Origin of the sequence: Pseudomonas sp. PI1, from assembly GCF_000812405.1 — a bacterium.
Lineage (GTDB): Bacteria > Pseudomonadota > Gammaproteobacteria > Pseudomonadales > Pseudomonadaceae > Pseudomonas > Pseudomonas citronellolis.
This window is the reverse complement of record NZ_JWMC01000009.1, coordinates 142,961-165,569: the sequence shown is the minus strand read 5'-3', so window position 1 is coordinate 165,569 and position 22,609 is coordinate 142,961. Positions and strand designations below refer to the sequence as shown.

The following is a 22,609-nucleotide window of genomic DNA, read 5'->3' as shown; positions in this document are numbered from 1 at the left end:
CGTTATCGATGCAGCTCCTGGCATCTAAGCCGACAGCCATGAACATGCCCGAGAGCCCATCAGGTGCCGCTGCAGCCTCCAGTCGAACACGAAGGAAACCGTCAGAGAACTCAGGTCGATACTTCAGAACCCAATCCAGACGTTCAGTCTCTGACCGTTCGACGCCCAGCGAATGATCAGAACAGCATTTCACCGCGCTCACCTTTTCTTCGGGCTTTCTCTCGAGCCTCTTTCAGCAATTCGTCGGGCCACGGAACCATGCCCGTGACGGTGCATTCTTCTATGGGGGCGATTGCGCCGGCGATACCGGTCAAGGTCACATGCGTTGCCTGCTCGCGAAGGCAGTAACGCATCTTGCCGCCCTGGAAGTCCCTGCAAGAGTCGAAGAGGATCTCGCCAAGGAAGTCGTCACCGAAATCAGGTTTCGATTCCACGCGGCACATGTAGCCGGTTACCCGGTACCGACCTGGTTCCTTGCCGAAACTGTCGGTGCCGTAATTGACAAGAGCCCCTACTTCTGGGGCCAGGATTTCTGCGGGGATAAGGTTCGACATGACAGTAGCTCAATGGTGAATTTGAGCCATGCTCACCCACTCTGCGCGGTGCCACTATCCCCGCCGGCGAGCCCATTCATTAGTCGCTCAAGCGCCTCACGGGTGGCGTCTTCAGCTTGCTCGAGAGCATCCTTGTGGCCCTGCTGATATGCGGTGCGAAGATTCTTTGCACTGAACTCCGGGTCACACCGTAGCTCACGAATGGCTCTACAGAGTTGCTCCCCAAAGCCCTGAACATGGTCCAAGGTCACGGCGGGGAGTGCTGGCGTCTGACGGTGATTCTCGCTTTCCATGGCTTGCCTCTCGGGAGCACGGTAGGAAACGGACGTTTATAGGGCCAGGAGCCCTAGCCTCTATTTCATTCCCTGATCTGGGCCATGAAAAGCGAAAATGGGGGGCGGAAATTCCTAGACTGGGCTGAAGTCTCTGGCTTTCTCGTTCAAGGCCCGTAGCAATTGCTCGCCGGCAGCGTCACCGAAACCCCGCTGTAACCTGGTACCAACAGCTTCGTTCCCAACGAATGCCATTGCCTCCGCCACACGCCTTCCAGCTTCTTGATGGCCGATTAGGAAGTCGACCGCAACCACGAAATGCGAATGTCGATTGCCGCGGCTGTCTTTCGTCTGGTGGCTGTCCCTGGTCACACCATAGACAGTCAGGGAGGGAATGGAGTCTGGGTCAAGCTCTCCATGAACAGCCGTGATCTGAAGTCTGTCGAGCGGGAATGTCTGGATTTCCAGCTGCAGAACGCCATGGTCGACGCTGATATGGTCATACGAACCCTGGGCAAGCCAGTTGTTGAGGAGGGCGGCCTGGCGCTTATATTCCCTTGTTATCTCCATGGCCTTGCCGATCCGGTTGAAGGCAAGCAAGAGGCATATCGCTGCAATGGTGTTCGATATCCAGAAAACGACTGCTGTGGATAGGCTTGCTTCCAGCAGTTGACGACCATCACCGATAACGCACCAGGTCATCCAACCTAAGCAGATCAGGATATCGCCCAGGGCGAAGAATGTGCGTTTGTCGATAGGGGCGTGGAGCTCCCATTGGGTGCGAAGATCAGTACCTTCGAATATCTCGTCCGCCATCAGAGAGCGTCGAAACTTGTGCATGGTGAACCTCATGGACTGTTTGAGTTTCGCCCAGTCTCGGAGGCGGGCTCGCGTGCCAGAAGCCGTAGCCGGCGCTGCAGTCACCGGCTGTGGAATTCACGCAGCTTGGGTCGGCTGGTGTTGGGGAGGGGTGGGTACAGTCTTGAGGCTCTGGCCCTTTTTCGGCGTCAGCGCGCGGACGGTGTTCGTCATTCCGTCGGCCATGTCGATCAGGTAGGTCGTCGAGAAGACACTCACGATCATCCCAACCAAGCCCAGGTGGCGAGCAACAGCGGAGGGAGCCTGGTATCCGATGAACCCCAGCGCGATCGCAGTTGCGGCCAGCGCAAAGGCATACCTGTCGATTTTGCTGCGACGTGCGATCAGTTCGTCCAGACTCCGGGTGCATGTTTGTGGGCGGGCACGGCCAACAGTATCCATACGGTGGTTCATTTCCTGGTTTGGGGATTGGGGAAGTAGTGCCGAACATCTTCCATCGGCGACACGTGCATCACGGACATGTATCCGAACCAAAAGTCATTGAGGTTCAGATTGATCGCCGTCGAGTCGACAGGGGCGATGCGCGTATCGCACATAGCATTGGTGCCCGAAATGGAGAAGTGAAGCCTGCACGCCATGGGCCTGGAGTTGTAGATAGAGCAGGCATTCTGCTTCAGGAAGGGACAGGGTTGCCGGAAGTAACGGTTGGCGAGTTCACCTACCGGCTCCCCGGAGGGAGACTGGGTGCGCTTCCTGCCAGTCGCCTCGGCGATGATGTCGGCCTCAACTTCATGGATGGCCACCGCGATATGGCAGCAGTGGCTGCAGGTCTTCTGGCAGGCCGAATGAGGGCCGATGGCCTCTGCAATCCGATCGCCAAGCTTCCGAAGACGCATGTATTTCGCCTTGAGACTACCCTTCTGATCACCGATTTCAGCCGCCATTTCGCCTGCATTCACTATCCAGGGAGCGTCCCGTGCGATGCGGAAGGCATTTTCCTGGGCAGTCGCCTCCAGTGCCTCTCGCTTCGGCAAGCTGGAAACGTCGATGGTTGAGATCAGTTCATTCATAGGTTCGGATCGGGGAGTTAGATGGCCGACATCATAACGCCAAAGCCCCGAAATCCGAGGGGCTGATCAGCTTTCCGCTTGGTATTGCTGCGGAGAGAGCCCCGTCAGCGCGGTGAATTTGGAGTCGATGCTCACGAGTTGGCGACGCCAGCTCGTCAGGGATAGCTCCAGCGCTTGAATTCCGGGAGTGCGCTCTAGGGCTCTTTGGTCAAGGTCGATGAAAGCGAGGATGCGCTCTCTGGCGCGAAGAAGTTTTTCGATTTGAACAGGGTCTTGCATGAGGGTAGTGCGTTCCTTCGTGGGGAAACTCCATTTGATGGAGATGAGGTAGGCATGAAACGGGCCAAAAGTTCGTTCCGTACTTGAGGCCCAGCTCATGCCCAGTGGCATGGACCATTGAGGGGATGCCAGTCAGGATTGCTGAACGTGGTGCCGCGCGAGATCCCGCTGCTGCCGTACATGCTCGAGCAACTCCGGGCAGACTAAACGCCAGATCGGTGCAACGGCATGACCGGCAGTACAGGCGAGTCCGGTGTCCTCGAATCGGCCGGTGGCCAGGAGCTGCTGTGCCAGGTCTTCGTCGACATCCCAGTTGACGCAGAATTCATCCGTTTTCAACAGGGCATCCGGAATGTTCACAGAGAGTGTGCAGTAGGGAAGGCTTTCCTCATCCCAGACCTGGAGTGCGATGCCGAAATTCTTGTAGAGGTGCGCGGTGAAGGTGAACTCTGCCATCAGTCGAACACCTCTTCAGGTTTCCCGTGGATGATGGGAAGGGCGCTGCCTTCCATCCTGACGGCGGACATCGCCTCGTCCTCATAGCCCCAGATATTGGACTTGTCGGACTGTCGCTGAAAACCGAGCCAGAACACGGGGATCTGGCGGCCGTGTTGGATGTAGTCACGCATCGCTTCAACCAGACTCCGCATGGTTCCGCCGTGGGTAAAACCGTGCCAGCCGTTCCCGAATGTTGCAGGGTGGGTGTAAACCCGGGCTTTGGAGTAGTGGTCGTGAAACCACACTTTGCCGCGCTGGTCGAGCTCCAGTCGGGCAGTGGTGTTGGTCGTATCATCGAAGAAAAAGCGCCGGCCGTGCCGGGCGATGACTTGGATCAGCTGGTTGGCGTGCTCCAGACGTTCTTGCTTGCTCACCTAGTTTCCTCCTTGGGGATAGGGCAGCTGGAGCCGATATCCTCTCGCAGGACTTGGTGTGCCAACAGCATCCAGTGGCGGATAGGCTATGCCTCTTGCCGGCGGGTTCAAGTGAAGTGGAAGGGCTGGAGTTCATCACCTGGGATGAAGGCGATCGACAAAGGCGAGATAGATAGAGAGGGCCGCAGAAAAAGGAAAACCTACCCCTGGCGGGGTAGGTTTAGAGGCATCACAACTTCACCCTGATGGTGCCGGTCCCGAGGGAACTGCACCCAGGAAACCTAGCGCAACAGCCAGGGGCGAGCAGCTTAAGGTCAGCCCTGAGGAGCATACACCGTTTTCTCTTTATTGGATTCAAAAGAGATGCAGGCGAGGTTCCGCTTAGGGATCGAATCACCCGGCTTGTGGTTCAGTGCAGCGAGTCGTTCAGCGTTGCAAGCCTGAGCGAGTGCAGCATCTTCTGCAGCCTTCTCCACTTTTTGGGAGTGAACTGCATAGATCACGAGGCCGATGAGGGCGATCAGGAAAAGGTTTTTCATGAGGAGTCTCCATTCCGAGCAAAGGACGATGAATCCCAGGGCTCGGTTGCCAGGGATCTAAGGCAGATTCCTGGCGCGCGGCCAAAGAATCAGCCGCGAGGGGACTGGCAGTCAGCAGGTTGCATGACTGCGCGTGGTTGTGGTGCCTGGGTGGATCTATCACCAGATTTGCAGAATTCTGCCAACCGAGTGATCCGCTCAAACCCCCTTGAATGCAAGGGCGTAGGAGCGGTGCCTAAAAGCAATTTCAGGCAGTAAACGAGGCGAATTTATCAAGGGTCGGCGAACAGATCAACGTGATTTGCTTGCAAAAGGCCACTACTCGGCCACCTTTCCGAATCAGCCGAGGCTTCTGGCACAATCTGCACCGAGGAATGATGCCGACTCTAGGCAATCAAGCCACCAACAAGGAGTTCAGAACATGGTCGCCATCACCGCGCTGAAGAAGGACGATGTCCTTTACGATGTCGTCTCGCAGAAGGCCGGCAATACCACTCTCCGCCGGCAGGCGGTCTACAGGGTTCTCGTTACCGAGGTGGCTGAAGATCATTCCTATGTCATGGCCCGCTGGAACGGAAACGCGGAGCGAAAGTACCGCGAGGGCCAGGTTAAGAAGTGGCGACGCACCGCTCCCAAGAAGGACTGAGTCAGGCCAAGCCTGAATCTGCAAGCAGCCTGGCCTGCTCCTCTGGCAACGTGCCCTTCTTCAGCTTTTGCTGTTGCCGGTAGAGCCAGGCTCCCACCTTCTCACCGGAAGAGGCTTGGTAGGTAGAGGGCATTGAGCCATGTTCGGCCACGTACGCCGTGGCTAGGGTGAAATGCTTTTCCCAGGCTGCTGCAATCGGGTCCATCTTAAAGCCCAGATCAATCAATGCCTTTGCCCGCGGATCTTCGGGCCGGGATTTCAACCTGGTGCGTTGGTTCGAACACCACGAGCCGAGTTTGTAGCCGGCCGCGGTCACATAAGTGGTCGGAACGTCGCAATGGCCATGAGTGGACTGGAACAGACGGAGTTGCATCAGGCCGTCTTCGAACGCGGCTGACTCCATGTTGAACACGAACCCGAGGCGCTCAAGCCTGGATACGCGGTTCAACTCCAGCTTTCCGGCTTGATAGCGCTGGCGCTGGTAACTCACCCAGGTGCCTAGCGCAAACCCACCGGGGCTCTCGTATTCCAGAGGCGGGCTGGGACTCAACGTGTCCTCAAAGTATTCAAGGAGGGCTTCAAAACCATCCTCCCAGGATGATTCAGCTACAGCCTGCAGGCTGACTCCCACCCCTTCGAGCCGCCGCTTTCTTGCCAAAGTGATTCGGCGCGTTCTCTGGTTCCTCAACCAGTCGGCTAGCTTGATGCCCCGAGATCCCTCTACGGTTTCCGGGACGTTGCTGTGTCCATTCTGCTCGATGAAGGCCTGCAGGGCCTTGAAGTTCTCTTCCCAGAGGTCTTCGTTGACATCAAAAGCGAATCCTTCAGACCGGAGCTGCTCCTCGCGACTATCGGAGAGCCTGCCAGCGCGGTAGGCCTTTCGCTGTTCGCTGCACCAGGTCCCGAGGTTGCGCCCGGTCCCAGTGACGTGGCCGGCTGGGACGTTTGCATGGCCCTGATTCCTCTTGTACTGCCTCAGTTCCTGGAATGCTTCGGCCCAAGACGTGGCGTGTGGATCGAAATCGAATCCGATCGCTTCGAGTTGAACGCGCCGGTCATCTGCCAGAACTCCTTGAGCGTGTAGGGTCCGCTGCTGGGCGCACCAGAGCCCAAGACGGGAGCCATTGGCTGTCACGTACCGCTTAGGCACGGCGCAATGCCCAAACTCCTCCAGATACCGTTGCAGATGACCGAATGAGGTTTCCCAAGACACTGTGAGGCGGTCAACCAGTTGGTGCTGGATGAACTCCTTCACCGCCTCGAGCAGTTCGGCCGGGGCGTGCACCTCCAGCTTGTCGAGCAGGGAGCTGACTGGAGTAATTCCCCACGAATCGGGATCAACCCGCCGGCGGATCTGCACCAGTTCGTCCTTTATCCGGTCATCCAGCTCGGCCACCGTCGAGAGCACTCTCCAGATGTGCTTCATCGAAGATCGCGCAAGGGCCTGTTGGACGGTTTCTCCGTGCCCAAGCTTCAAGCGGACAGGGAGCAGAACATACCCTTTCAGTTTTCCAGGGGCACGACGCAAGGCCCGGCCGAGGGCCTGGACGATATCGGTTGAAGACTCCTTCGGATCGAGGAAGCCGACCATATCAACGACCGGTGCATCGGTCCCTTCGGAAAGGCAACGGGCATTCGAGACGACGCCCATGTCGCATTCTATGAACTGCCTCAAGATCAGGTGACGTTCGCTACCGGCCATCCTGCCGTCGACGTGCCAACCCTGAATACCGGGGGCGAGTCGATCTCCCACCTTGTTCAAGGTGTCACTGAACAGGCGCGACTGTGAAATGAAATTGTGGAACGTGAAGGCCTTGCGGGCTCCGACTTGCTGCATCGCCCTGACCAGTTCTACGGCATGGATTGTAGCGTTGGCCCCTGCCCAGTCTTCCTCCACAACTTCGTACGCATCGCGTAGCTTGGGCCCTGAGTCCCCCACAACGGTGATGATCACCTGGAAATCGCAAATGATCCCGCGGGCGATCGCTTCCTGCATCGAAAGGTGGTAGGCCACCGGGCCGTACACCTCTTCGTTGCACATCGAGTAGACCTCGAAGCCTGCTCGCGCGGTTTCCGGCAGATGCTTTGGCGTCGCGGTGAGGAACAGTCGTTTTCCAATTTTCAGGGTCGAATGGTCATGGAGCGCGAAGGTGAAGCCAGCGTCGACGTAGCCGGCGGTCCTATGCGCCTCATCGAAAATTCCCAGGTCGAAGAGAAACCCGACCGGTAGGCCTGCGGCGAGGGTGGGAACTGAGTGATAGGTGCAGAAGACATAAAGCGGGCCGGTCGACCGCCGCTCGATAAACGTCCCAATAGCCAATGGATCTGTCGTGACCTCTACCGGCAGGTCCACGATGCCCACATCCTCATCCTCACTCTCCGCAACGGATGGGTCGCTGCAGACGCATAGGATGCGATCCAAAGGGAGTTGACCAAGGCTGATCCAGGCGGCCAGTGTCTGGCTGATCAGCGAAAGCGAAGGCAGGAGTACCAGGACACAATCAGCAGCAGTCGCGAACGCCACTGCTTGGCCCAAGCGGGTCTTGCCCGTGCCGCATGCCATGTGAACCTGGGCACGGTTCCCCCGTTGGAATACCTGCAAGGTGCCGTTGAGGCCTTCGTGCTGATGCTCAGCAAGGGAATTGAGATCGAAATGCATGGGAGAGTGTCGGTTACGTGGCCAACAAACTTCCGATTATACGAAACGGAGAGGTACTCGGGGGCTTTGAGCCGGTTGAAGGGGAGTGGGGCCGGTAGCGCCCCACTGGGTTTGCGCGGTGTGAGGCGTTCAGGCTTGCCCGATGCTATTCAGCAGAAGGCATCACACCTTGTCGCGGTGCGCTGCCTTAATGCGGTCCAGATCGGCGTACATATGGTCGAATGCCCTCAACTCATGCTTCCAGAATCCACGTTCATCACAATCAGGTTGATGGCTTTCTGGTTCCAGCTCAATCAGGCGCTCGAACGCTGCACGCCAGCTTTGTCGGTGACTGAGCAGATTGTCGGGGATCAGCAGGACACCGTTCTTTACTTGGGCCGCCAGGTAGAGAGAATGCCGCCCCTCGGGCAGCACTTGGCGACCATAGTCCGTCAGGTGGCAGAAAGAGGCCACCGGGCCGCGGCCGCACTTCGCAACCGGTTCAACGCCTTGAACTGCGTCCGTCGAGATCTCGGCCAGCTGGTGCTGGAGCTGACGGAGCGAGCCGCGGAGCTCATCGATGGTCATTTCCATGCCGCCACACTGCAAGCGTAGATCTTGGTTCTCCTGCTCCAACCCCACCCGTACAGCGTCTTCAGGGAGGCAGTACATGGTACGAACCTCCAGGCCCTCTGCGCGCGCCTTCTCAGCGTCTTCAGTAGTGCAATCTTCCCAAAGCGGGTTGTGCATCTCTCGACACTGGTGAATTGGGGTAGTGGTCGGGGAGCCCAGGAGCGCCAGCAGTTCGGCTTCCCGACGTTGCCAGGCAGCCCGATCGCTGTCGTAGTTAAAGTCAGCCTGGGAGACCTTGAGTTCCAATGCGCGAACGAGTTGTGCCGCATGTTCATAGCGGATGAAGGCGCCTTCACCAGACAAGCGAGCAGTTTCACTTTCTTCGCAAAATTGGTCGAAGCGTGGGAGTGTGGCCAGATCGTAGGAGGCGTCTTCAGCAACCAGGTCCTGGGGGCGCTCCGCGAAAATCATCAGGTGCTCCAGGGCACGATTGAACTCGTGGTCGACGTCGGCTTCCTCGCACTGAGTGGCAGAGTTGAACCATTCCTGGAGCATTTCCTGCATCTCTGCTCGAACCCGAGCAGACCAAGCGCGGGAATCAGCACCAAGCCGGTTGGGAGTAGTCTGGGAGGGAATGTAGGTGTTCACGCCTCGGTCTCCATGGCCTGATCGATGTCTTCCTGGGTAAGAACGTGCTCCTGGACGTTCTCGACAAGACCGAAGTCGGGACGGCAATGCAGGCGCGCCCAAGCTTTGATCGGTTCAAGCAGAGCCTTCAGCTCGGCTTTCGCTTCATCAGAAGGCTCCGGGTAGTCCTCCACCCATTCGCCGCAGTCACTTCCCTCTGCCTCTTCTTGCATGTGAATGAGGACGTCATCGACGTCGGGGACGTAGTCTGCAGGATCGGGATACTGCATTTCGCCGCGGAAGACGGTGGAACCCACCAGCAGGTGGTCGTTGCGCTTGAGGACTTCGGCCAGGGTTTCGTTGTGCCAGGCCTCTCCATTGTTGCTCCAGATGACTTTCCCATCGCGGGGATCGCGGTAGGTCTGGGTCGGAAGGGCTTCGGTTGCCATGAGGGCTTGTTCGGTCATATCCATTCAACTCCGCAAATTCACAAGGTCGAGCGAGTAAACCATCCGGGCTGCCAGGGCTCACTCCAAGTCAGGGCGCTGAAAATCACTCTGCAGGTTGCAAGTACTGGATCTCGTCGGAGGCCAATTCGATGAGGCGGTTTTGAAGTGCAGATGCACTGGCATTGCCCAGTTCGTCTTTGTTGAACAGCACAACGGCGTAGCCCTGTTCACGAAGCATGGAGATGGTCTGCTGGGAGGTATGGAGCACCTCGGCGACGCAGATGCTGACCGATTTGCTGTCGACGACGGCCGGAGTGTCCCCGGTCAGGCCACCATTGCCGATCATGGTGTTGATGGAATCGCTGATCTGGCGACCGAGTTCGCTCTCGGTGACGCTCGGGCTACCTGGTTTGCCATCGTTCACGTCCACGCTGCCATGGATGGTTGCTACGAAGTGCAGTTGGCGGACGCCTTTCTCGTCAGCCACCAGGTCCATGGAGGGTTCAACCACCTTGCTGGCGCTGGGCTCGAGAAGGGAGTCATCAAGGAGCGACTGGATCTGGCCATTTACCCAGGACCAGTAGCCGCTGGTGGTGTCGTCTGCTACGACGGCGTTGCGCCAGTCTTCACGGGTGAACGTCGGGTGTTGGCCGCCGCCGGCGGGGCTGTATTTCTGCTCGAGCTGATCGGCGGACAGGTGGATGTCTTGGTCGGTGGTGTTGCGCAGTTGCATGATGAAAACCTCATTCGTGGTTGATGAGGCATATCGTCAGCGGGTGAGGGATGTGGCAGAAGCGACGGAGGGTAAGATTTTCGTTACCCCTGTTTCGGATTGAAGCTGGCAGGTAAAGAAAAAATCGGCATACTCCCCAGAACTAAAGATTTTCTTGGCCGAGTGAAGAAAAACTTGGGAACCAGGGTGGAAATGTAAGGAATTCCAGGATGCAGGCAGCAGGATACGCACTTCTTCACGAGCGGCTGGCGCTCTCGGCTGTACCACTAAGTCTTCCAGCCATTGTACAGCCTGTGACTCGTCTTGAGCGCATCGGCCAAACCCTGGCCGTACCGCCTGCCATCGCACCAGCCCCGGAGGACATACTGGGGAATGTGCTGTTTGCCCTAAAGCATGAGGGCATCAACCTTTCGATTCTCGCACAAACGCTCCCGCGGATTCCGGTTGAAGAGTTTGAGCGGGCGCTACAGGCCGCACCCAACGGGATCTATATCAGAAAGGCCAGCTTCTTGAGAGAAGCCTTCACCGGCGAGCAACTGGCCCAGCATTCCCCCGTCCGCGGGCCCTTCGTCCACTTGTTCGATCCGGAGCGCTACATCACAAGGCCGGGCAATCGGAACTCGAAGTGGCGAGTTGAATTCAATGGCCTTGGCGATCTCACCTACTGCGCCACCGTGGAGCGGACGCCTGCCATAACCGAGCTGCTCGAGCACGATATTCTTGGCCGCGCGAAAGCTTTCATGGAGTCTCTTCCGCCGGGAATGATGGATCGCGCCATCAACTGGGCCTACCTGAGCGAGACGAAGGACAGTTTCGCGATCGAGCGTGAGGCTCCAACGGAAGACAAGTCACGGCGCTTTATCCAACTGCTGCGCCAGGCCCATGAGCGCCAACCGCTGACTGAGGAATACCTGGTTGGGCTCCAAAACGCGACAGTCGCAAATCCTTACGATCTTGCCGCTGCCTTCCGGCATGAACAGAACCACCTCGCTGGCGCTCTTCAAGGTGCTGCAGGGGTGACATATGTGCCGCCGCCACCTGAGCTCTGCAGGGAACTGATGGAGAGCCTGATGGGGTTTGCCAACGAGGCCCCCATGCAGATCGATCCACTTGTTGCCGCGGGAATCATCTCCTTCGGTTTCGTATTCCTGCATCCATTCATGGACGGCAATGGCCGGCTTTCTCGTTTCCTCATCCACCAAGCGCTTTGCCGTGCCGGCGCGCTGGAGAATGGTCTACTGCTGCCTGTGTCCGTGGCCATGAAGCGAGAAGAGCGCATGTACCTGGAAGCGCTACAGACGTTCTCGCGCCCGGTACGAGACTTCTGGGATGTGCAGTGGATCGACTATGGCCAACTAGCCTTCCAGTTCCGCGGGCACCCGGCGGTATACCGCTTCTGGGATGCTACGCCTTGCGTGACCTTCACTATGGTAATGGCCAGACATGCATTGGAGGTTGAGCTAAGGGAGGAAACTGCGTTCTTGGAGTGCTTTGACGCTGTCTATAGGGCCGTAGACGAGCGATTTGATGTTCGCGGCAGTGAGTTGGCACAGCTGGTAATGATGTGCCTGACCAACCAGGGGATCGTTTCGAAAAACCGGCGAAAGCAGTTCCAGTACACGGTGCCTGAGGAGGTGTTCGAGTTCATCGAGCAGGTCGCCCAGCAGGTACTGGGCGACCAACGCAACGAGGGCAACGTTGGGGAAGGCGAGTAGGGTTAACCCTTCCGGAGACCATGCTCCGGGTGCCGGCTGCATTTGCAATTGTCCATGTAGAGCTTCACTGCGTCTTCGTTGGACATTTCGGCTGGCGCTTTCTGCAGGGTCTTGTCCTTCAGGATGCAGAGGCAACCACTTTCGAAGTAGTCGCGCATCTGTGCGTCATTCTCATCCCATGCCGTGATGTAAACGCCAGCCAGCTTCACCAGGTAGGTCAACTGCCGGTTAGCTGATCCTGCACGGCCAGCATGAGCCTCCGCCGGTTCATCTCCACGGCGAGGAGTGATGGTGGCCAGCGAGTATTCGAAGGTGTTGTCGCAGCGGCTCAGGAAGTCGTAAGCCTCTTCCGGAGCGTCTTCACTCACTTTGCGCTTCAATTCGCGCACCTCCCGCAAGGCTTGCTCCATCGCGGAGTGCGCTTGCAGGGCCTCATCGTCGACCAGCGCCAGCCATTCGCCGGCACGGGGTTTGGCCAGTGCCTCCGACAGCACCTTGGCTGCATGCGTGGAAACGGTGCTGACGAGACGGACAACTTCGTGGAATTCCATTTGATGATCCTGATCTAGTAGTTCGGACAAGTCATATCGTCAGGCTACCAGAGGTGTGCCAGCATCCCTGCGGCGACGATAGACCTTCTTTTTCGGGTCAGGTATCGACCACCCCCCAGGGATCAGCGCGCGAAGGTCATAGCCCATCATGAAGAGCCCTGCTTCTAAGGCATGGCACCGGTGAGCCAGGGAACTGTCCTCACCTTTGAACAAGGTAGTCCGCTCGAGCACGGCTCGCATGATCCAGCCCAGGATCAGCTGGCGCTGCGCCCAAATGTGAGGGCTTTGGTAGAGGAGCTGGGGAGTCCCGTTGTAACCGCGCCCGAGCATTGCGGGATTGCGGATCTGTCGAATCCTGTCAGATTCTGGATCGTCGAGCCCCGGTCCCCAGCCGAACATCCGGTGCGAAGCCTGGCCGGCGGCCCGAGCCTCTGACGAACCCCTATACAGGTGGTAGAGCATAGCGATCGCCGCCCCGACTCTTCCGTCATAGATGGGGGAACCATCCGTATCCAAAAGCGCATGGACTTTAGTCAGGCCCGAGTTGAATCTGCTGAACCGTTGTTTGGTGAGATCTGAAAGCTTCTGAGTGCCTGCAGGGCTCAAAAGGGGTTGCCGGTCGGTCAGGTACTTGACCAATTGGCCATTCTGGCTGAGTTCCAGGAGAAAGCCCTTCGAAGACGGCACATTCCCCCAATCGAGAATGGCGGCACAGGCGCTGAACGTATCGTCCTGGTCTTCGGCCTGTACTGCCGATCTGAGGTCTTCCCGAAGAGCATCCAGCCGGACTTTGACTGTTGCCCATTTGCCCTTCCATTGGTATTGGCCCTGTACGGCTTCGATGCCTTGAACTTGCACATCTAGCCCCCTGGGAACGAACTGACTGGGAAGGCACTTGAGGTGTACTTGGAGAGTGGGTAGGTGGTTGGTCAGCCAGCGGACAAATTGTTCGACATCTGGCTGGGCGAGGAAGTGTTCCCTTTCCATGATGGCTCCTGAGGGATGGAGCCATCGAGGATACGACCACCACTACCTAACTGCGAGTGGCTAACGTACGCCGGCGGCAATGAAAGATGTCATGGCTGGGTAAGCCTGGCTTCAAGTACATCGGCCGCGACCAACATCGCCGTCTTGGCATCCCCCATATTCCGATGGGCCAAGCTGCCGAGGGCCAGGTGGAGAGGTCTGCCTTTGAAGTCTGCCGGCGTGCGATTCTGGATTGCGTCGGCGGCCAGGACCATGACGGTCTGACAGTCGCCGATGCTTTTCCTGGCCAACCGGCGTAGCTCGTCGGTCAATGGCCGACCGTTGAACTCTTCCATCATGCTCAACTCCTTCCTGCAGTCTGCCGCTACTTGAAATCTTCGCGGTAAGGTTGTTTTTGGGTCGGGAAGGGAAGGCCCTTCTTCTTAAGCCGGGAGCGAACTGCCTGAGCCTTCTTGGTGGCCTTCTCCCGGCTCTCCGCCGGGATCTGGTACACCTCGCTGAATTCGTAGTCAGAATCCTCTGGCCTTCCACCTGTGGTCCAACTACCAACAGGGAAGCGGGCAACAGTCCAGAGCCTGGTTTCCATGTGAGTCTCCTTGTGATTTTTTGTTTTGACAGCGGATTGGAACGCTGCGCCCATGATCTTGCTGGTCGAACGGTGCCACAACCATCGTTCTTAGTAGAACTCGACCTTCCCGTCAGCGCTCCGGCGCTCTCCAGAATGAGTCTCTCGATGCCAACCTTCGGGCCTGGTCTCGTAGTCATCCCAGTCCTCTAGGGCGCAGAGGGTAGCCATCAGGTCGGAATAGCACCAACGCCTTGAATAGCTCGTTACGGTGACGTCGGCCACGATGGCGTAGGTGAACATGAACTTGATAACGCCGGCGACGCGCCCGCAAGGGAATCTCTTGGTGTCCAAGAAGTAGCCGCTGGCCTTCATGTCGGCCAGTTCGTCATCACTGGGTGGCGGCAGGCTGGTCGGGTGGCTTCCCAGGACAGTTTTCTGTTGAGGGCGCATGATGCAGCTGATCCTTGCTCAAAGCTCGAGGGCGCGGCGCGCATTCTGAAGGCTGCACCCCGTCTCAGCACGGAAAGCCTTGATAGCGTCAATCACCTTTCCGTTGGCGATAAGCGCCTTGCACTGTTCCATCAGGCTTTTGGGAACGCTGATCCCTGCATAGGTGGTTTCGTTGATCATCGTTAGACCTCTGTTCTGGTAGGTAGCTATGTCGAATTTGTACTGCCGGCCAGACTGTGCCACCAGGTACGAGGATCAGAAGCTCGCCAGTACGCTGCGAGCTCGAGGCTCATCAGCACCTGTGCGGCGCATGTAGGCATGCAGCGCGCGCTCATGGCCTTCCTCGGCAACCAGGCGTTTCGCCAGCCGCCGCGCGAGTGGCTCTGTCGCCGCGGTGCGCAGGTCAGCAAGCCAGGGGCGCTTGTCCCAGCTGGCAGCGTATCCAGAATGCGCATCGATGATGGTCAAGGCTGCAGCTTCGATTGCCTGGCTGTCATCAGCCACGAATGCTTGGCTTGCAGCCTGAATCCAGCCTTCAGGCAAGGCAGGTACTGTGGCGCGCTGAGTCTCGGCCGTCTTGAGTGCGACCGCCAGGGCCGCTTTGAGATTGAGGTTCGCATCCATGAGTTCAGTTTCCAAAATGGAGATCAGAGGGCTTCTGCGTCTGCCACTGCTTTGCACTTACGTGCGGCAGGGGCGAGGACCTTCTCGATGATGCGGCCAGAACCATCCTGCCAGTCCCTGAAATTCAGGTCAGGGTCCAGACGAGCCAGAATCTTGGCCGCCGCGGTACAAGCCTTTACCACCTTGTCGTAGTCCGAGGCTTTCACACACTCCAGGTCTTCTTGTCCCGGCCGGAACACTTTAAGGCGCGCGGCACGCCGAGAGCTGGTTTCTCCTTCACGCTCCGTGACTACACGGCAGCGCCGGGCAGCATCAGCGAGTGCCCGCTCAATGCTGTATCCGGTGGTGCCTTCCTCCCAATCCTTGAATGCCAGGGTGGGATCGATTCTCTTAAACGCCGCGACCGCATCTGCGCAGGCCTTCACGTTGAAATCGAAATTGTCGGAGGGAACACAAACCAATTCTGCCGAGCCTGCACTCACCTCAAGCCGGCGCGCTTTCTCTACTTTCCGAGCCATCAATTAATCCTCGGTATCCGTCCATGTGGATGCCAGTTCATCGTCCTGGGCATCAAGGGCTTCTTCGTCAGCGTCGATTTCCGAAGGATTGTCGTCCATCCGGTCAAGCGACAGATCATCATCGTCAACGAGCATTGAGGGCCTCTACGATTTACCGAGCCGACTGGGCATGCTTTAACGCTTCGATTTCAACGAGGCGCTCGGCTTCCTGGTACTCAGAGCCACTACTGGCATATTCCGCGCAGATGCGGGCCAAATCTCTGAACTTGCCGCTCTCAGGGAGGCAGCCAAGCTGTCGCCAGTGCAGCACCTCGCCGGCGAGAACTGCGAGATTGATGTGCGCTACACCCTGCGCGCGCTTCTTCGACTCAGCTTTCAAGGCTGTCTGCAACTCGTCGACGATCGCTTGGTTGTCCAGCAAGGTGAATTGCCGGCCAACGTATGCCTTGATGATGTCCTCGGAACTGGGCATCAGGCCCTTGTTGATGTTCACGTTGCACCGGCCAGCAATCTGGGCGGTACCGTTGAAGAACACGACTTTGGCGATCACGTCGTCGCCCTGGTAGTCCTCTGCCAGGGTTCCATAGGCGAAGCGGTGGCCATCCAGGGGTGCCTGTACCGAATGGAAAATGCTGATGTGCATGTTTTGTCTCCGAATGCTGGGTTTGGCCAGGCCGGTTCTAGACCTAGACCGGATTACTTTTGGCTGCGTGCCAGCAGGCGCAGCATGGCCGCCGGCACATTGGGTTTCTTGGCGACATGAGCCGGAGTCACGCTCATCCCACCTTTGCTGTCGCAGGGTTGCCGATCATTGCGGCGTACCATCATGGCGGGTACGGTCAGCCCTTGCTTTGCCACGGCAGCGCCCACAACCAGCTTGCCTTCGTTGCAGCTGATCTGCAGGTCATTCCCATTTTCGTCACGGACAATGATCGAGGCGCCCATCGACATCGCGGCCTCAAAGCGCATGGCACCATTGACCAGGTCGTAGCCGAGATTGGCCAGTTGTATTACAGGGGAAGTCAGGGTGTTCATGGAGCTCTCCAAAGCGCGTATTTGGTTGATGAAGCGATCTTTACAGCGATGAGAGTGTGCCGCCACCCCTACCCTGAGAAATATCGAGCCTGCAAGACAACTGCTTATCGCCTTGAATGGCCTGCTCTCCAGGGCAGTGTTTCGACGTGGTCAGAGCTGAGTCACCCGTTATATTGAGGTCGATCCCCAAATTCGGTCAGGAAATGCAATGGTCAAGATCTTTGTGGACGCCCGGGAGGTCCCATCACGTATTCCCGACGCCCTGCGCGAGATGGGCGCAGAGGTCGAAATCGTGAATCTGGAGGTTGGGGACTACGTCCTGAGCGCCGATCTGGTGCTGGAGCGGAAAACCGCCCTCGACTTCTGCATGAGCGTTACCGATGGCAGATTCATCAACCAATCCAGCAAGATGATGATGAACTTCAAGCGCCGGATCTGGCTGATTGAAGGCGACGTCTACTCCACCAGGGCTCAGATTCATCCTGATGCATTGGATGGAGCGCTGAGCTACCTAGCGGTCGTGCTCCAACAAACAGTGCTCTGGTACAAAGCCCCCAGGCGTGCGGCAGGCATGATCTACCGGCTAGCCAAGCACGAGCAGGAAGGACTCGACTACGTGCCTGCCACTCGCAAAGGTAAGGTGCCCGCCGGCGTTGGCCAGTCTTTATTCACCTTGGAGGGTTTGAATGGTTGTGGCCCAGTTGCCGCGCGCAAACTCCTCGAGCACTTCCGTTCCGTACATGCGGTGATCAATGCGTCGGTGGAGCAGCTGTGCGCGGTGAAGGGGATCGGTCCGAAGAAGGCTCAGGCTATCTACGACGGGATTCACTTCCAAGTTTCGGAAGGCATGTCTGTTGAAGAGCAGCCCAGTCTCTTTGCTGATCCGCCGGCATCAGATCCGTTGGTTTGAATCCTAGTAACGGCGAAGAAAGCCCCTGCAAAGCAGGGGCTTTTTGCTGGCGTAGGTCTTTGCAGTTGAGACCAGTGTCCTAGTCTTGCCCGTACTCGAAGTACACCGCATGGAAGGCGTGGTGAGAGGCGGCTTCTGCAGCAATACCAGCAGCGGTGAGAGCTGAAGCCAGGATCTGACTATCAGCCCTGTTGCCCACCTGGATCGACCAGCGACGCCCAGGCTCCTGGGGTTTGATCTGGACAACTTGGACTCCGAGGAAGAAAGCGGCTTGCATCAGCGGGCCGGCCTGGCTGGCATCAAGGGGCGATGTGCGCAGTATCTCCGCTGCTTTCTGAACCTGCAGAGGCTGCACAACCCCGTCAAAGTCCACCGAGGTGTCGAGCGGAACATTGTAGTGCTCCAGAGGGACACAGCCTGCCCATGACGACTCAAATACGTCCGGAACCTCGGGACCGAACTGATTCCAAACGATGGCCAGGCAGTAACCGTGAATAGGGTCTGCGACGCGGAAAGCTTGGGGTTCACCGGCCGGTTGATCAGCAGCCCCGATCGCGGAAGGGGACTGAACTCCTGATTCCGATATCGGATTGTGCCTTCCCAATAGTCGAAGGGTGCCCAGCTGCCAGAGGACTCGTCGAAGCCGCCCATTGCCAGGGCCACGTACAGGTTGAGCAGATTGCCTTGAAGATCCAGCGTTTTCATGTGGTGTGTTCCATGGCAGAAGATGCTGCCATAGTCACGGCCCAGAGGGAGTGCCACTATCCCTGCTCTTGATATTTGGAGTGAAATTGAGGCCTCGGAGCCCTGCTGGCAGTTTCGCATGCGAAATTTGAAAGGGAGCATGGCTTCATAACGCAAAGGCCCCTCAATTTTGAGGGGCCTTTTACTAAGCGGTCGCCACGAATTACTGCTGGCGCTTTGATGTCTCTGCCTTCGCGCATTCGTAGCCGTCGACATAATCTTCGTACTGGGCACTGCCGATGCGCAGTTTGCGGAGTGCGCTCTGCTCAAGCGGTACCCCGCAGTGGTAGGCCTGGCGGCCTGCTTCGAAAGCGATCGACTTCTCTTGCTTGGCGGCCATAGGTCAGTCCTGGATTTCTACTTCGACATTGAACCCGGGCAGATCGGGTTGCGCGTCATCCAAGGCTGCCACTACGTGGTCATGAAACTGTTGCTCCGTCATGTCCATGTCAGCGAGTTCGTCGGCGGTGAGGGATACCTTCACGATCATTTTCTATTCCATCCAATGGTTGAGTTGATGGGGCTATCCTACCGGAGCTGTCGAGTGCCACCAGTAGCTGCCGGAATATGCCTAACTACGATCCCTGGTGGCATGGTCCACCAGAAACTCCAGCCATAGCCCTTCGTTGTTGTCGTCGAGAACAAGCGGGAAGTGCTCCGGGTTTTCCGCGTGGGACTTGCGGTATTCCGAGGCGAAGGACTCCAGGTCCTTCTTCATCTCTTCGATGAATTCGTCGAGGCTTTGTGCCATATATTGGGCCCTGATTGCATGAAATGAACTGTCGCCAGGATGGGGCTGTAGGGGGAGGATTGGAGAGCAGCCTGCTGACACCTGCCAGCGCTCTCTGCCGCCGCTGCGAGGGCGCATCTTGCGCTATCCCAGCCTCATCCCTGGGGCCGTGTCCGCGGACGGTGCTACTGGGTTCCGGTCAGGCCGCTCTCCAATCCTCCCTATTCCAACCATACCGGTTAGGGCGGGTGCCACAAGGGCATCAATGCAGAGGCAGATTCAACTGCCAGTTTGCATGTGCCTCTTCGAGGATCTGCGCTGCCTCTTCATCATCGGAATCGCAGCCTCGCCCAGCGCCGAGGCCCTCGGCGTTCATTTTCTTCAGCGCCTCCTCGCCAGCATTGCTCCCGCTCATCTCATCGATGATCCGCCAGGGCTTAACGGCATCAGCGTCCAAGTAGCGGTAAGGGTCGAGCACCAGGCCGCAAGAAAAGGTGTTGTCCGCATTCTGGATCAATGCACGGCAGTTCCGATCATCACCAAGCGCGATACCGAGGTCACAGACCTGAGCGATACAGCAAAGGCCGCAACCGTTGCATGGATCGCCCTCGGCTGGCTTGTCCAAGACTACTGCTTCAATTAGCTGCCAGCGCAAGGCGATTACCTCCAGAACTTCAGAGTAAAGACCGACAGAACAGAGGCCATGCCGAAGATGCAGGAGCCAAACATCACCTTGTTGAGAGCTGATCGGATGATCGGCTCCCTGTTGACAGACATCCCGTTGAGCCTGGCCCCACTAAGGAATAGGGCCGAGTAGAGTTTGTGCAGAAAATAGACAACGACCAGATTGAAAACTGCACCGAACACCATCTGGAGCTGGATTCGTTCAACCAATGCCGTATCTCCCTTTTTGAGGGCGAGGAGATAGAACTCTTCGAACAGGTTGGCGCAGATGTACATGCTGCCTGAGGCAAGCGCAGCAATGACGATGCCGGCAACTACAAGCTCGAAGATTGGGTTTGAGAATATGCTGCGCATGATTCGTCTCTAATTATTTGAACTGACGTGGCAGCTTTCAGCAGCTTCCAAGCGCACGGGTCACCGATTTTACCTCATCAGTGGAAGCGCGGATGAACGTCTGTCCGTCGTGCTTCCAGACCTCACCCGTCTCCAGGTCCACGAAGGCCCACTTTCTAGGGCAGGTCGTATGGATGGAGACGTCGATCGGTGCGTCCAGGACAGGAACAACTTCGGAAGTTCGCAGTGCACGGGTTTGACCGCCGGGGCCGTCTACCACCAGTTCCCGTTTCGCAGACCTTCGGAAATAATGCACCCACTGGGAACCGCCGTGCTTACCCTGGCGTTTCTGACCATCGGCGTACTCCCACTCCACGTTGAACCCGGTACCGAGCGGTGGGGAAAGCTTCACGACACGGCGTGCGCCGCCAGGGAATTCGAAGACGCGGCCAACCTGAATAGAGTTAATCGGCACAGCCATGGATCTGCTCCTGAACAGCCTGGTTTAGGTGAGGGGTATTGGAGAGTGGCCGGCTTACGCTGGTTATCGCACTCTCCGATACCCCCGAGGGGGTAGCGGGCCTGCGGCGGGGACCCGGCAGGCGCGGGCGATGGAACAGGTAAGATCAGCTGGCGCTGGCCAGCAGTTCGTTGAGTTTGGCCATTTCCTTTTCGATCGACTTGCCGTTCTTCTTCCGCCAAGCGATCTTCATTTTGTAGAGGTCGATCAGGCCGGCCCTGGTGCAGCGGTAGTAGTCCCCCGAGTCGTCCGAGCCGCATTTTTCCAAATGGCCGGCGGCGAGTCGCTCCTCGACGATTCCGTCTAGGTCACTGAAGCATGCGGCTTCCTTAGGGGATACATGCAGGGGCTTCTCTTGGGCTGCGAGCCACAATACCTTTTCGGCATTGAACAGTTTGCTCATAGGTTCCTTACCGCTTCTCGACCAGTTCACCGCCTTCTGCGATTCGCCAGGTGTATCGCTGGCCGTGGTTCACATGGTCAGGAGGGCAGCTGTAGGTGACGCTGCCATCCTTGTTCAGGCTCCGCGGCTTTGTCAGTCGCTCGCACAGTGGGCACTCCAGTGAGGGATAGTCCCGATGGGTTTCGGTGGTCATGACCGGCTCCTTACTCGGTACCGGCCAGCCAGCCAGGTTCCTTGGCCTCGGCCAGCCATTGACGAAGCGTACCGACAGCGACACCTGGTTTGTCTTCTTCCTGCCATGGTTTGTCGAGCAGATCGCCGACAACCTCGGTGCAACTGTCGACTTCCTCACAGTCAATGCCCGTCAGGTCGGAGTGCAGTCGGAGGGCTTCGGCCTCGTCGGCGGCGGCGTAGTAGTCATGGTCGTCCACTCGGAAACAACGAAGGTTGATTGTCTTTTCGACCGGGTTTCCATCGATAGTCAGCTGTTCCATATCGGGTCTCTCTGGTTGCTCCTGAACAGAGCGGTTCGTTATTCGGCTCCGGCGATGATCGCCTGTGCCCAAGCACGTGCTGCGTGGAATGCGTAGCCTCGGGTCGGCTCATCGGCGCAACCGCCGGAGCGCCAGCCAGTCACGTGGTGGAGTAAGGTCTTTGCTGCATCACTCATGCACATGTCCTCTGATTGGCGCCCGGTACTCAGCTTTCGCCCCGGAGAAGTCCGTCTTCGTCGTAATCCGATGCACCGTCACCACCATTAAACGATCCATCCAGGCGTGCCAGAATCAGTCCGGCGCGTCGGGCATCTGCCTCGGTACGAAGGTCACCGGTTCCTGAACCGCCGAAGATCTCCAAACCCAGGGCTGCAGCCTCGCGGGCATAACGGCTCAGTCCGGCAGCTATCCTGCGGACCTCCTTCGGATCAAGCCCTGCAGCCTCGCATTCGCGCGCGTTGACTTGCATGATCAGGCCAGCCGGGCTTTGAAGCCGAACATCGCAGTTGCGTCCTCGAAACAGTCATCCAGTTCCTGGTACGCCTTGTATTTGGCCTGGGCGTGGTTGGCAGCCCAAACTTGCATGGTTTGCCGTGCAGAATCCCACCAATTCCTCCCCCAGATCAGGACTTCAAACTGGCGGAGGGGGAGGTCACTCGTAACTTCCCCGTACACCATCTCGTCCGTGGGGTGGTAATTCCGAATCCGCTTCTTCGGGTCGCTATCCAAAACCACGCCGATGTAATGGCCGTGGTCCGCCATGATCGTGCCTGGTTCACCGTAAGCGGTAACGCGCCGGCCAACGCATGCTGGGACTTGATAGTGCTGGCGCACGTACTCGAATGCCATAGGGGCTCCATTACGCCCTGCGGGGCGAACTAATTTTCCGGGCTGCATGGGAGAACGAGCTGGTACCGCGATTCAACTCTCTCTCCGATGCCCCCTGGCAGAGCCGTGACGAACTGCCAAGGGTATCGGGCCTGTTTTACCTGGCAGGCTCAGGCGGGGAAGGCGTTAGTCCAGGCACTTCAACTCATATCCGGCCGGGGTATGGGATAGCACCCACCGGCGTTCATCGATGTCCGTCAGGTTGGCATTCCCCCTGGCGCGTGCGAAATACAGCAAGTTCGACGGGGTAGGCTTGTGCAGGTCCGAATACCAGGTCTGCTCGTCGATCCATGCCAGCACTTGGGACTCCGTCATGGCCGTGAGGGGGGCGGTTTCAGGGGTTTGATGCACTGTCGGGGTTCTCCTGGAGTGTTATGACTTCAG

General features: G+C 57.9%; 38 protein-coding genes. 3 read left to right on the top strand and 35 right to left on the bottom strand.

Annotated elements, in window-relative coordinates; all coding sequences use genetic code 11:
- Nucleotides 1-176: 176 nt before the first annotated feature.
- From RN02_RS03365 to RN02_RS03320, 8 genes are all read right to left on the bottom strand, one after another.
- A complete protein-coding gene (locus RN02_RS03365) occupies nt 177-554 on the bottom strand; it encodes a hypothetical protein (protein WP_023111044.1) in 378 nt (125 codons plus the stop codon).
- A 407-nt stretch (nt 555-961) separates the two neighbouring features.
- On the bottom strand, nt 962-1,666 hold the full coding sequence (locus tag RN02_RS03355) for a hypothetical protein (protein ID WP_043313051.1): 705 nt from the start codon (nt 1,664-1,666) through the stop codon (nt 962-964).
- A gap of 96 nt (nt 1,667-1,762) precedes the next feature.
- A complete protein-coding gene (locus tag RN02_RS03350; protein WP_043313050.1) occupies nt 1,763-2,086 on the bottom strand; it encodes a hypothetical protein in 324 nt (107 codons plus the stop codon).
- A gap of 8 nt (nt 2,087-2,094) precedes the next feature.
- Nucleotides 2,095-2,715, bottom strand: a complete 621-nt coding sequence (locus RN02_RS03345) for a YkgJ family cysteine cluster protein (RefSeq protein WP_043313048.1) — start codon at nt 2,713-2,715, stop codon at nt 2,095-2,097.
- A gap of 66 nt (nt 2,716-2,781) precedes the next feature.
- A complete protein-coding gene (locus RN02_RS03340) occupies nt 2,782-2,994 on the bottom strand; it encodes a hypothetical protein (RefSeq protein WP_043313046.1) in 213 nt (70 codons plus the stop codon).
- A 132-nt stretch (nt 2,995-3,126) separates the two neighbouring features.
- Nucleotides 3,127-3,450 carry a hypothetical protein gene (locus RN02_RS03335; protein ID WP_043313044.1) on the bottom strand — a complete coding sequence of 108 codons (324 nt, stop codon included), beginning with the start codon at nt 3,448-3,450 and terminating at the stop codon, nt 3,127-3,129.
- Complete coding sequence (locus tag RN02_RS03330) at nt 3,450-3,866, bottom strand: hypothetical protein (protein WP_023111049.1); 417 nt, start codon at nt 3,864-3,866, stop codon at nt 3,450-3,452. Before RN02_RS03330 ends, RN02_RS03335 begins: the two co-directional genes overlap by 1 nt.
- A 314-nt stretch (nt 3,867-4,180) precedes the next feature.
- Nucleotides 4,181-4,405, bottom strand: a complete 225-nt coding sequence (locus RN02_RS03320) for a hypothetical protein (protein ID WP_043313040.1) — start codon at nt 4,403-4,405, stop codon at nt 4,181-4,183.
- Between the two features lie 421 nt (nt 4,406-4,826).
- Here RN02_RS03320 and RN02_RS03315 point away from each other — a divergent pair, with 421 nt between their 5' ends.
- A complete protein-coding gene (locus tag RN02_RS03315; protein WP_052267637.1) occupies nt 4,827-5,051 on the top strand; it encodes a hypothetical protein in 225 nt (74 codons plus the stop codon).
- A gap of 1 nt (nt 5,052) precedes the next feature.
- On the opposite strand, the gene RN02_RS03310 is transcribed toward RN02_RS03315, so the two are convergent.
- From RN02_RS03310 to RN02_RS03295, 4 genes are all read right to left on the bottom strand, one after another.
- The gene (locus RN02_RS03310) at nt 5,053-7,710 is read right to left on the bottom strand and encodes a DEAD/DEAH box helicase (RefSeq protein WP_043313038.1); all 2,658 of its coding nucleotides are present in this window, start codon (nt 7,708-7,710) and stop codon (nt 5,053-5,055) included.
- Between the two features lie 162 nt (nt 7,711-7,872).
- Nucleotides 7,873-8,910: a hypothetical protein gene (locus RN02_RS03305; protein ID WP_228778166.1), complete on the bottom strand. Its 1,038-nt coding sequence runs from the start codon at nt 8,908-8,910 to the stop codon at nt 7,873-7,875.
- The gene (locus RN02_RS03300; protein ID WP_043313118.1) at nt 8,907-9,356 is read right to left on the bottom strand and encodes a hypothetical protein; all 450 of its coding nucleotides are present in this window, start codon (nt 9,354-9,356) and stop codon (nt 8,907-8,909) included. Before RN02_RS03300 ends, RN02_RS03305 begins: the two co-directional genes overlap by 4 nt.
- A gap of 85 nt (nt 9,357-9,441) precedes the next feature.
- Complete coding sequence (locus RN02_RS03295; RefSeq protein ID WP_043313037.1) at nt 9,442-10,071, bottom strand: hypothetical protein; 630 nt, start codon at nt 10,069-10,071, stop codon at nt 9,442-9,444.
- Between the two features lie 209 nt (nt 10,072-10,280).
- Between RN02_RS03295 and RN02_RS03290 the strand changes: the two genes are divergently transcribed.
- A complete protein-coding gene (locus tag RN02_RS03290) occupies nt 10,281-11,786 on the top strand; it encodes a Fic family protein (protein ID WP_043313036.1) in 1,506 nt (501 codons plus the stop codon).
- A 2-nt stretch (nt 11,787-11,788) separates the two neighbouring features.
- Here RN02_RS03290 and RN02_RS03285 read toward each other — a convergent pair whose 3' ends face one another.
- From RN02_RS03285 to RN02_RS03245, 11 genes are all read right to left on the bottom strand, one after another.
- The gene (locus RN02_RS03285) at nt 11,789-12,337 is read right to left on the bottom strand and encodes a hypothetical protein (protein WP_043313035.1); all 549 of its coding nucleotides are present in this window, start codon (nt 12,335-12,337) and stop codon (nt 11,789-11,791) included.
- A gap of 39 nt (nt 12,338-12,376) precedes the next feature.
- Nucleotides 12,377-13,324, bottom strand: a complete 948-nt coding sequence (locus RN02_RS03280; RefSeq protein WP_043313034.1) for a hypothetical protein — start codon at nt 13,322-13,324, stop codon at nt 12,377-12,379.
- 89 nt (nt 13,325-13,413) lie between these two features.
- Nucleotides 13,414-13,662 (bottom strand): hypothetical protein, encoded by a 249-nt coding sequence (locus RN02_RS03275; protein WP_043313032.1) that lies wholly within the window; start codon nt 13,660-13,662, stop codon nt 13,414-13,416.
- A gap of 26 nt (nt 13,663-13,688) precedes the next feature.
- Nucleotides 13,689-13,910 carry a hypothetical protein gene (locus RN02_RS03270; RefSeq protein ID WP_043313031.1) on the bottom strand — a complete coding sequence of 74 codons (222 nt, stop codon included), beginning with the start codon at nt 13,908-13,910 and terminating at the stop codon, nt 13,689-13,691.
- Between the two features lie 90 nt (nt 13,911-14,000).
- Nucleotides 14,001-14,342, bottom strand: a complete 342-nt coding sequence (locus tag RN02_RS03265; RefSeq protein WP_010792816.1) for a hypothetical protein — start codon at nt 14,340-14,342, stop codon at nt 14,001-14,003.
- A gap of 18 nt (nt 14,343-14,360) precedes the next feature.
- A complete protein-coding gene (locus RN02_RS33850) occupies nt 14,361-14,522 on the bottom strand; it encodes a hypothetical protein (protein ID WP_019484790.1) in 162 nt (53 codons plus the stop codon).
- 75 nt (nt 14,523-14,597) lie between these two features.
- The gene (locus RN02_RS03260; protein ID WP_010792818.1) at nt 14,598-14,966 is read right to left on the bottom strand and encodes a hypothetical protein; all 369 of its coding nucleotides are present in this window, start codon (nt 14,964-14,966) and stop codon (nt 14,598-14,600) included.
- Between the two features lie 23 nt (nt 14,967-14,989).
- A complete protein-coding gene (locus RN02_RS03255) occupies nt 14,990-15,484 on the bottom strand; it encodes a hypothetical protein (RefSeq protein WP_021018534.1) in 495 nt (164 codons plus the stop codon).
- A gap of 3 nt (nt 15,485-15,487) precedes the next feature.
- The gene (locus tag RN02_RS34435) at nt 15,488-15,619 is read right to left on the bottom strand and encodes a hypothetical protein (protein WP_010792820.1); all 132 of its coding nucleotides are present in this window, start codon (nt 15,617-15,619) and stop codon (nt 15,488-15,490) included.
- 16 nt (nt 15,620-15,635) lie between these two features.
- Entirely contained in the window at nt 15,636-16,127 is a 492-nt protein-coding gene (locus RN02_RS03250) for a hypothetical protein (RefSeq protein ID WP_021018535.1), read from the bottom strand.
- Nucleotides 16,128-16,180: 53 nt separating this feature from the next.
- Nucleotides 16,181-16,519 (bottom strand): hypothetical protein, encoded by a 339-nt coding sequence (locus tag RN02_RS03245; protein ID WP_043313029.1) that lies wholly within the window; start codon nt 16,517-16,519, stop codon nt 16,181-16,183.
- A gap of 208 nt (nt 16,520-16,727) precedes the next feature.
- Here RN02_RS03245 and RN02_RS03240 point away from each other — a divergent pair, with 208 nt between their 5' ends.
- Nucleotides 16,728-17,429, top strand: coding sequence for an ERCC4 domain-containing protein (locus RN02_RS03240; protein ID WP_021018537.1), 702 nt, complete (start codon nt 16,728-16,730; stop codon nt 17,427-17,429).
- Nucleotides 17,430-18,336: 907 nt separating this feature from the next.
- On the opposite strand, the gene RN02_RS33845 is transcribed toward RN02_RS03240, so the two are convergent.
- From RN02_RS33845 to RN02_RS33835, 12 genes are all read right to left on the bottom strand, one after another.
- Nucleotides 18,337-18,513, bottom strand: coding sequence for a hypothetical protein (locus RN02_RS33845; RefSeq protein WP_010794375.1), 177 nt, complete (start codon nt 18,511-18,513; stop codon nt 18,337-18,339).
- Between the two features lie 3 nt (nt 18,514-18,516).
- Nucleotides 18,517-18,663 carry a hypothetical protein gene (locus tag RN02_RS33840; protein ID WP_010792826.1) on the bottom strand — a complete coding sequence of 49 codons (147 nt, stop codon included), beginning with the start codon at nt 18,661-18,663 and terminating at the stop codon, nt 18,517-18,519.
- An 81-nt stretch (nt 18,664-18,744) separates the two neighbouring features.
- Nucleotides 18,745-18,924, bottom strand: a complete 180-nt coding sequence (locus RN02_RS03230; protein WP_010794374.1) for a hypothetical protein — start codon at nt 18,922-18,924, stop codon at nt 18,745-18,747.
- A gap of 241 nt (nt 18,925-19,165) precedes the next feature.
- Nucleotides 19,166-19,528, bottom strand: coding sequence for a hypothetical protein (locus RN02_RS32055; protein WP_225877066.1), 363 nt, complete (start codon nt 19,526-19,528; stop codon nt 19,166-19,168).
- Between the two features lie 35 nt (nt 19,529-19,563).
- Nucleotides 19,564-19,941, bottom strand: a complete 378-nt coding sequence (locus tag RN02_RS03220) for a hypothetical protein (protein WP_021018541.1) — start codon at nt 19,939-19,941, stop codon at nt 19,564-19,566.
- A gap of 37 nt (nt 19,942-19,978) precedes the next feature.
- Nucleotides 19,979-20,401, bottom strand: coding sequence for a hypothetical protein (locus RN02_RS03215; protein ID WP_021018542.1), 423 nt, complete (start codon nt 20,399-20,401; stop codon nt 19,979-19,981).
- Between the two features lie 145 nt (nt 20,402-20,546).
- Nucleotides 20,547-20,843: a hypothetical protein gene (locus RN02_RS03210; protein ID WP_010792831.1), complete on the bottom strand. Its 297-nt coding sequence runs from the start codon at nt 20,841-20,843 to the stop codon at nt 20,547-20,549.
- Nucleotides 20,844-20,850: 7 nt separating this feature from the next.
- The gene (locus tag RN02_RS32050; protein ID WP_021018543.1) at nt 20,851-21,036 is read right to left on the bottom strand and encodes a hypothetical protein; all 186 of its coding nucleotides are present in this window, start codon (nt 21,034-21,036) and stop codon (nt 20,851-20,853) included.
- Between the two features lie 10 nt (nt 21,037-21,046).
- Entirely contained in the window at nt 21,047-21,337 is a 291-nt protein-coding gene (locus tag RN02_RS32045) for a hypothetical protein (protein WP_021018544.1), read from the bottom strand.
- 205 nt (nt 21,338-21,542) lie between these two features.
- On the bottom strand, nt 21,543-21,806 hold the full coding sequence (locus RN02_RS33685) for a hypothetical protein (RefSeq protein WP_060476988.1): 264 nt from the start codon (nt 21,804-21,806) through the stop codon (nt 21,543-21,545).
- 2 nt (nt 21,807-21,808) lie between these two features.
- A complete protein-coding gene (locus tag RN02_RS03200) occupies nt 21,809-22,186 on the bottom strand; it encodes a hypothetical protein (RefSeq protein WP_010794365.1) in 378 nt (125 codons plus the stop codon).
- 165 nt (nt 22,187-22,351) lie between these two features.
- Nucleotides 22,352-22,525 carry a hypothetical protein gene (locus tag RN02_RS33835; protein WP_162835984.1) on the bottom strand — a complete coding sequence of 58 codons (174 nt, stop codon included), beginning with the start codon at nt 22,523-22,525 and terminating at the stop codon, nt 22,352-22,354.
- Nucleotides 22,526-22,609: the final 84 nt, after the last annotated feature.

Excerpts from the sequence above, each read along its gene's own strand:
- RN02_RS03265 (WP_010792816.1), bottom strand. The coding sequence starts at position 14,342 with ATGCGCCCTCAACAGAAAACTGTCCTGGGAAGCCACCCGACCAGCCTG.
- RN02_RS34435 (WP_010792820.1), bottom strand. The coding sequence starts at position 15,619 with ATGCTCGTTGACGATGATGATCTGTCGCTTGACCGGATGGACGACAAT.
- RN02_RS03245 (WP_043313029.1), bottom strand. The coding sequence starts at position 16,519 with ATGAACACCCTGACTTCCCCTGTAATACAACTGGCCAATCTCGGCTAC.
- RN02_RS03200 (WP_010794365.1), bottom strand. The coding sequence starts at position 22,186 with ATGGCATTCGAGTACGTGCGCCAGCACTATCAAGTCCCAGCATGCGTT.
- RN02_RS33845 (WP_010794375.1), bottom strand. The coding sequence starts at position 18,513 with ATGGCCGCCAAGCAAGAGAAGTCGATCGCTTTCGAAGCAGGCCGCCAG.
- RN02_RS03285 (WP_043313035.1), bottom strand. The coding sequence starts at position 12,337 with ATGGAATTCCACGAAGTTGTCCGTCTCGTCAGCACCGTTTCCACGCAT.
- RN02_RS03315 (WP_052267637.1), top strand. The coding sequence starts at position 4,827 with ATGGTCGCCATCACCGCGCTGAAGAAGGACGATGTCCTTTACGATGTC.
- RN02_RS03275 (WP_043313032.1), bottom strand. The coding sequence starts at position 13,662 with ATGATGGAAGAGTTCAACGGTCGGCCATTGACCGACGAGCTACGCCGG.
- RN02_RS03295 (WP_043313037.1), bottom strand. The coding sequence starts at position 10,071 with ATGCAACTGCGCAACACCACCGACCAAGACATCCACCTGTCCGCCGAT.
- RN02_RS33850 (WP_019484790.1), bottom strand. The coding sequence starts at position 14,522 with ATGATCAACGAAACCACCTATGCAGGGATCAGCGTTCCCAAAAGCCTG.
- RN02_RS03290 (WP_043313036.1), top strand. The coding sequence starts at position 10,281 with ATGCAGGCAGCAGGATACGCACTTCTTCACGAGCGGCTGGCGCTCTCG.
- RN02_RS03250 (WP_021018535.1), bottom strand. The coding sequence starts at position 16,127 with ATGCACATCAGCATTTTCCATTCGGTACAGGCACCCCTGGATGGCCAC.
- RN02_RS33840 (WP_010792826.1), bottom strand. The coding sequence starts at position 18,663 with ATGATCGTGAAGGTATCCCTCACCGCCGACGAACTCGCTGACATGGAC.
- RN02_RS03280 (WP_043313034.1), bottom strand. The coding sequence starts at position 13,324 with ATGGAAAGGGAACACTTCCTCGCCCAGCCAGATGTCGAACAATTTGTC.
- RN02_RS03210 (WP_010792831.1), bottom strand. The coding sequence starts at position 20,843 with ATGAGCAAACTGTTCAATGCCGAAAAGGTATTGTGGCTCGCAGCCCAA.
- RN02_RS03230 (WP_010794374.1), bottom strand. The coding sequence starts at position 18,924 with ATGGCACAAAGCCTCGACGAATTCATCGAAGAGATGAAGAAGGACCTG.
- RN02_RS32050 (WP_021018543.1), bottom strand. The coding sequence starts at position 21,036 with ATGACCACCGAAACCCATCGGGACTATCCCTCACTGGAGTGCCCACTG.
- RN02_RS03355 (WP_043313051.1), bottom strand. The coding sequence starts at position 1,666 with ATGCACAAGTTTCGACGCTCTCTGATGGCGGACGAGATATTCGAAGGT.
- RN02_RS03340 (WP_043313046.1), bottom strand. The coding sequence starts at position 2,994 with ATGCAAGACCCTGTTCAAATCGAAAAACTTCTTCGCGCCAGAGAGCGC.
- RN02_RS03310 (WP_043313038.1), bottom strand. The coding sequence starts at position 7,710 with ATGCATTTCGATCTCAATTCCCTTGCTGAGCATCAGCACGAAGGCCTC.
- RN02_RS03220 (WP_021018541.1), bottom strand. The coding sequence starts at position 19,941 with ATGCGCAGCATATTCTCAAACCCAATCTTCGAGCTTGTAGTTGCCGGC.
- RN02_RS03345 (WP_043313048.1), bottom strand. The coding sequence starts at position 2,715 with ATGAATGAACTGATCTCAACCATCGACGTTTCCAGCTTGCCGAAGCGA.
- RN02_RS03365 (WP_023111044.1), bottom strand. The coding sequence starts at position 554 with ATGTCGAACCTTATCCCCGCAGAAATCCTGGCCCCAGAAGTAGGGGCT.
- RN02_RS03270 (WP_043313031.1), bottom strand. The coding sequence starts at position 13,910 with ATGGAAACCAGGCTCTGGACTGTTGCCCGCTTCCCTGTTGGTAGTTGG.
- RN02_RS03255 (WP_021018534.1), bottom strand. The coding sequence starts at position 15,484 with ATGGCTCGGAAAGTAGAGAAAGCGCGCCGGCTTGAGGTGAGTGCAGGC.
- RN02_RS03300 (WP_043313118.1), bottom strand. The coding sequence starts at position 9,356 with ATGACCGAACAAGCCCTCATGGCAACCGAAGCCCTTCCGACCCAGACC.
- RN02_RS03215 (WP_021018542.1), bottom strand. The coding sequence starts at position 20,401 with ATGGCTGTGCCGATTAACTCTATTCAGGTTGGCCGCGTCTTCGAATTC.
- RN02_RS03335 (WP_043313044.1), bottom strand. The coding sequence starts at position 3,450 with ATGGCAGAGTTCACCTTCACCGCGCACCTCTACAAGAATTTCGGCATC.
- RN02_RS03350 (WP_043313050.1), bottom strand. The coding sequence starts at position 2,086 with ATGGATACTGTTGGCCGTGCCCGCCCACAAACATGCACCCGGAGTCTG.
- RN02_RS32045 (WP_021018544.1), bottom strand. The coding sequence starts at position 21,337 with ATGGAACAGCTGACTATCGATGGAAACCCGGTCGAAAAGACAATCAAC.
- RN02_RS33685 (WP_060476988.1), bottom strand. The coding sequence starts at position 21,806 with ATGCAAGTCAACGCGCGCGAATGCGAGGCTGCAGGGCTTGATCCGAAG.
- RN02_RS03240 (WP_021018537.1), top strand. The coding sequence starts at position 16,728 with ATGGTCAAGATCTTTGTGGACGCCCGGGAGGTCCCATCACGTATTCCC.
- RN02_RS03320 (WP_043313040.1), bottom strand. The coding sequence starts at position 4,405 with ATGAAAAACCTTTTCCTGATCGCCCTCATCGGCCTCGTGATCTATGCA.
- RN02_RS03260 (WP_010792818.1), bottom strand. The coding sequence starts at position 14,966 with ATGGATGCGAACCTCAATCTCAAAGCGGCCCTGGCGGTCGCACTCAAG.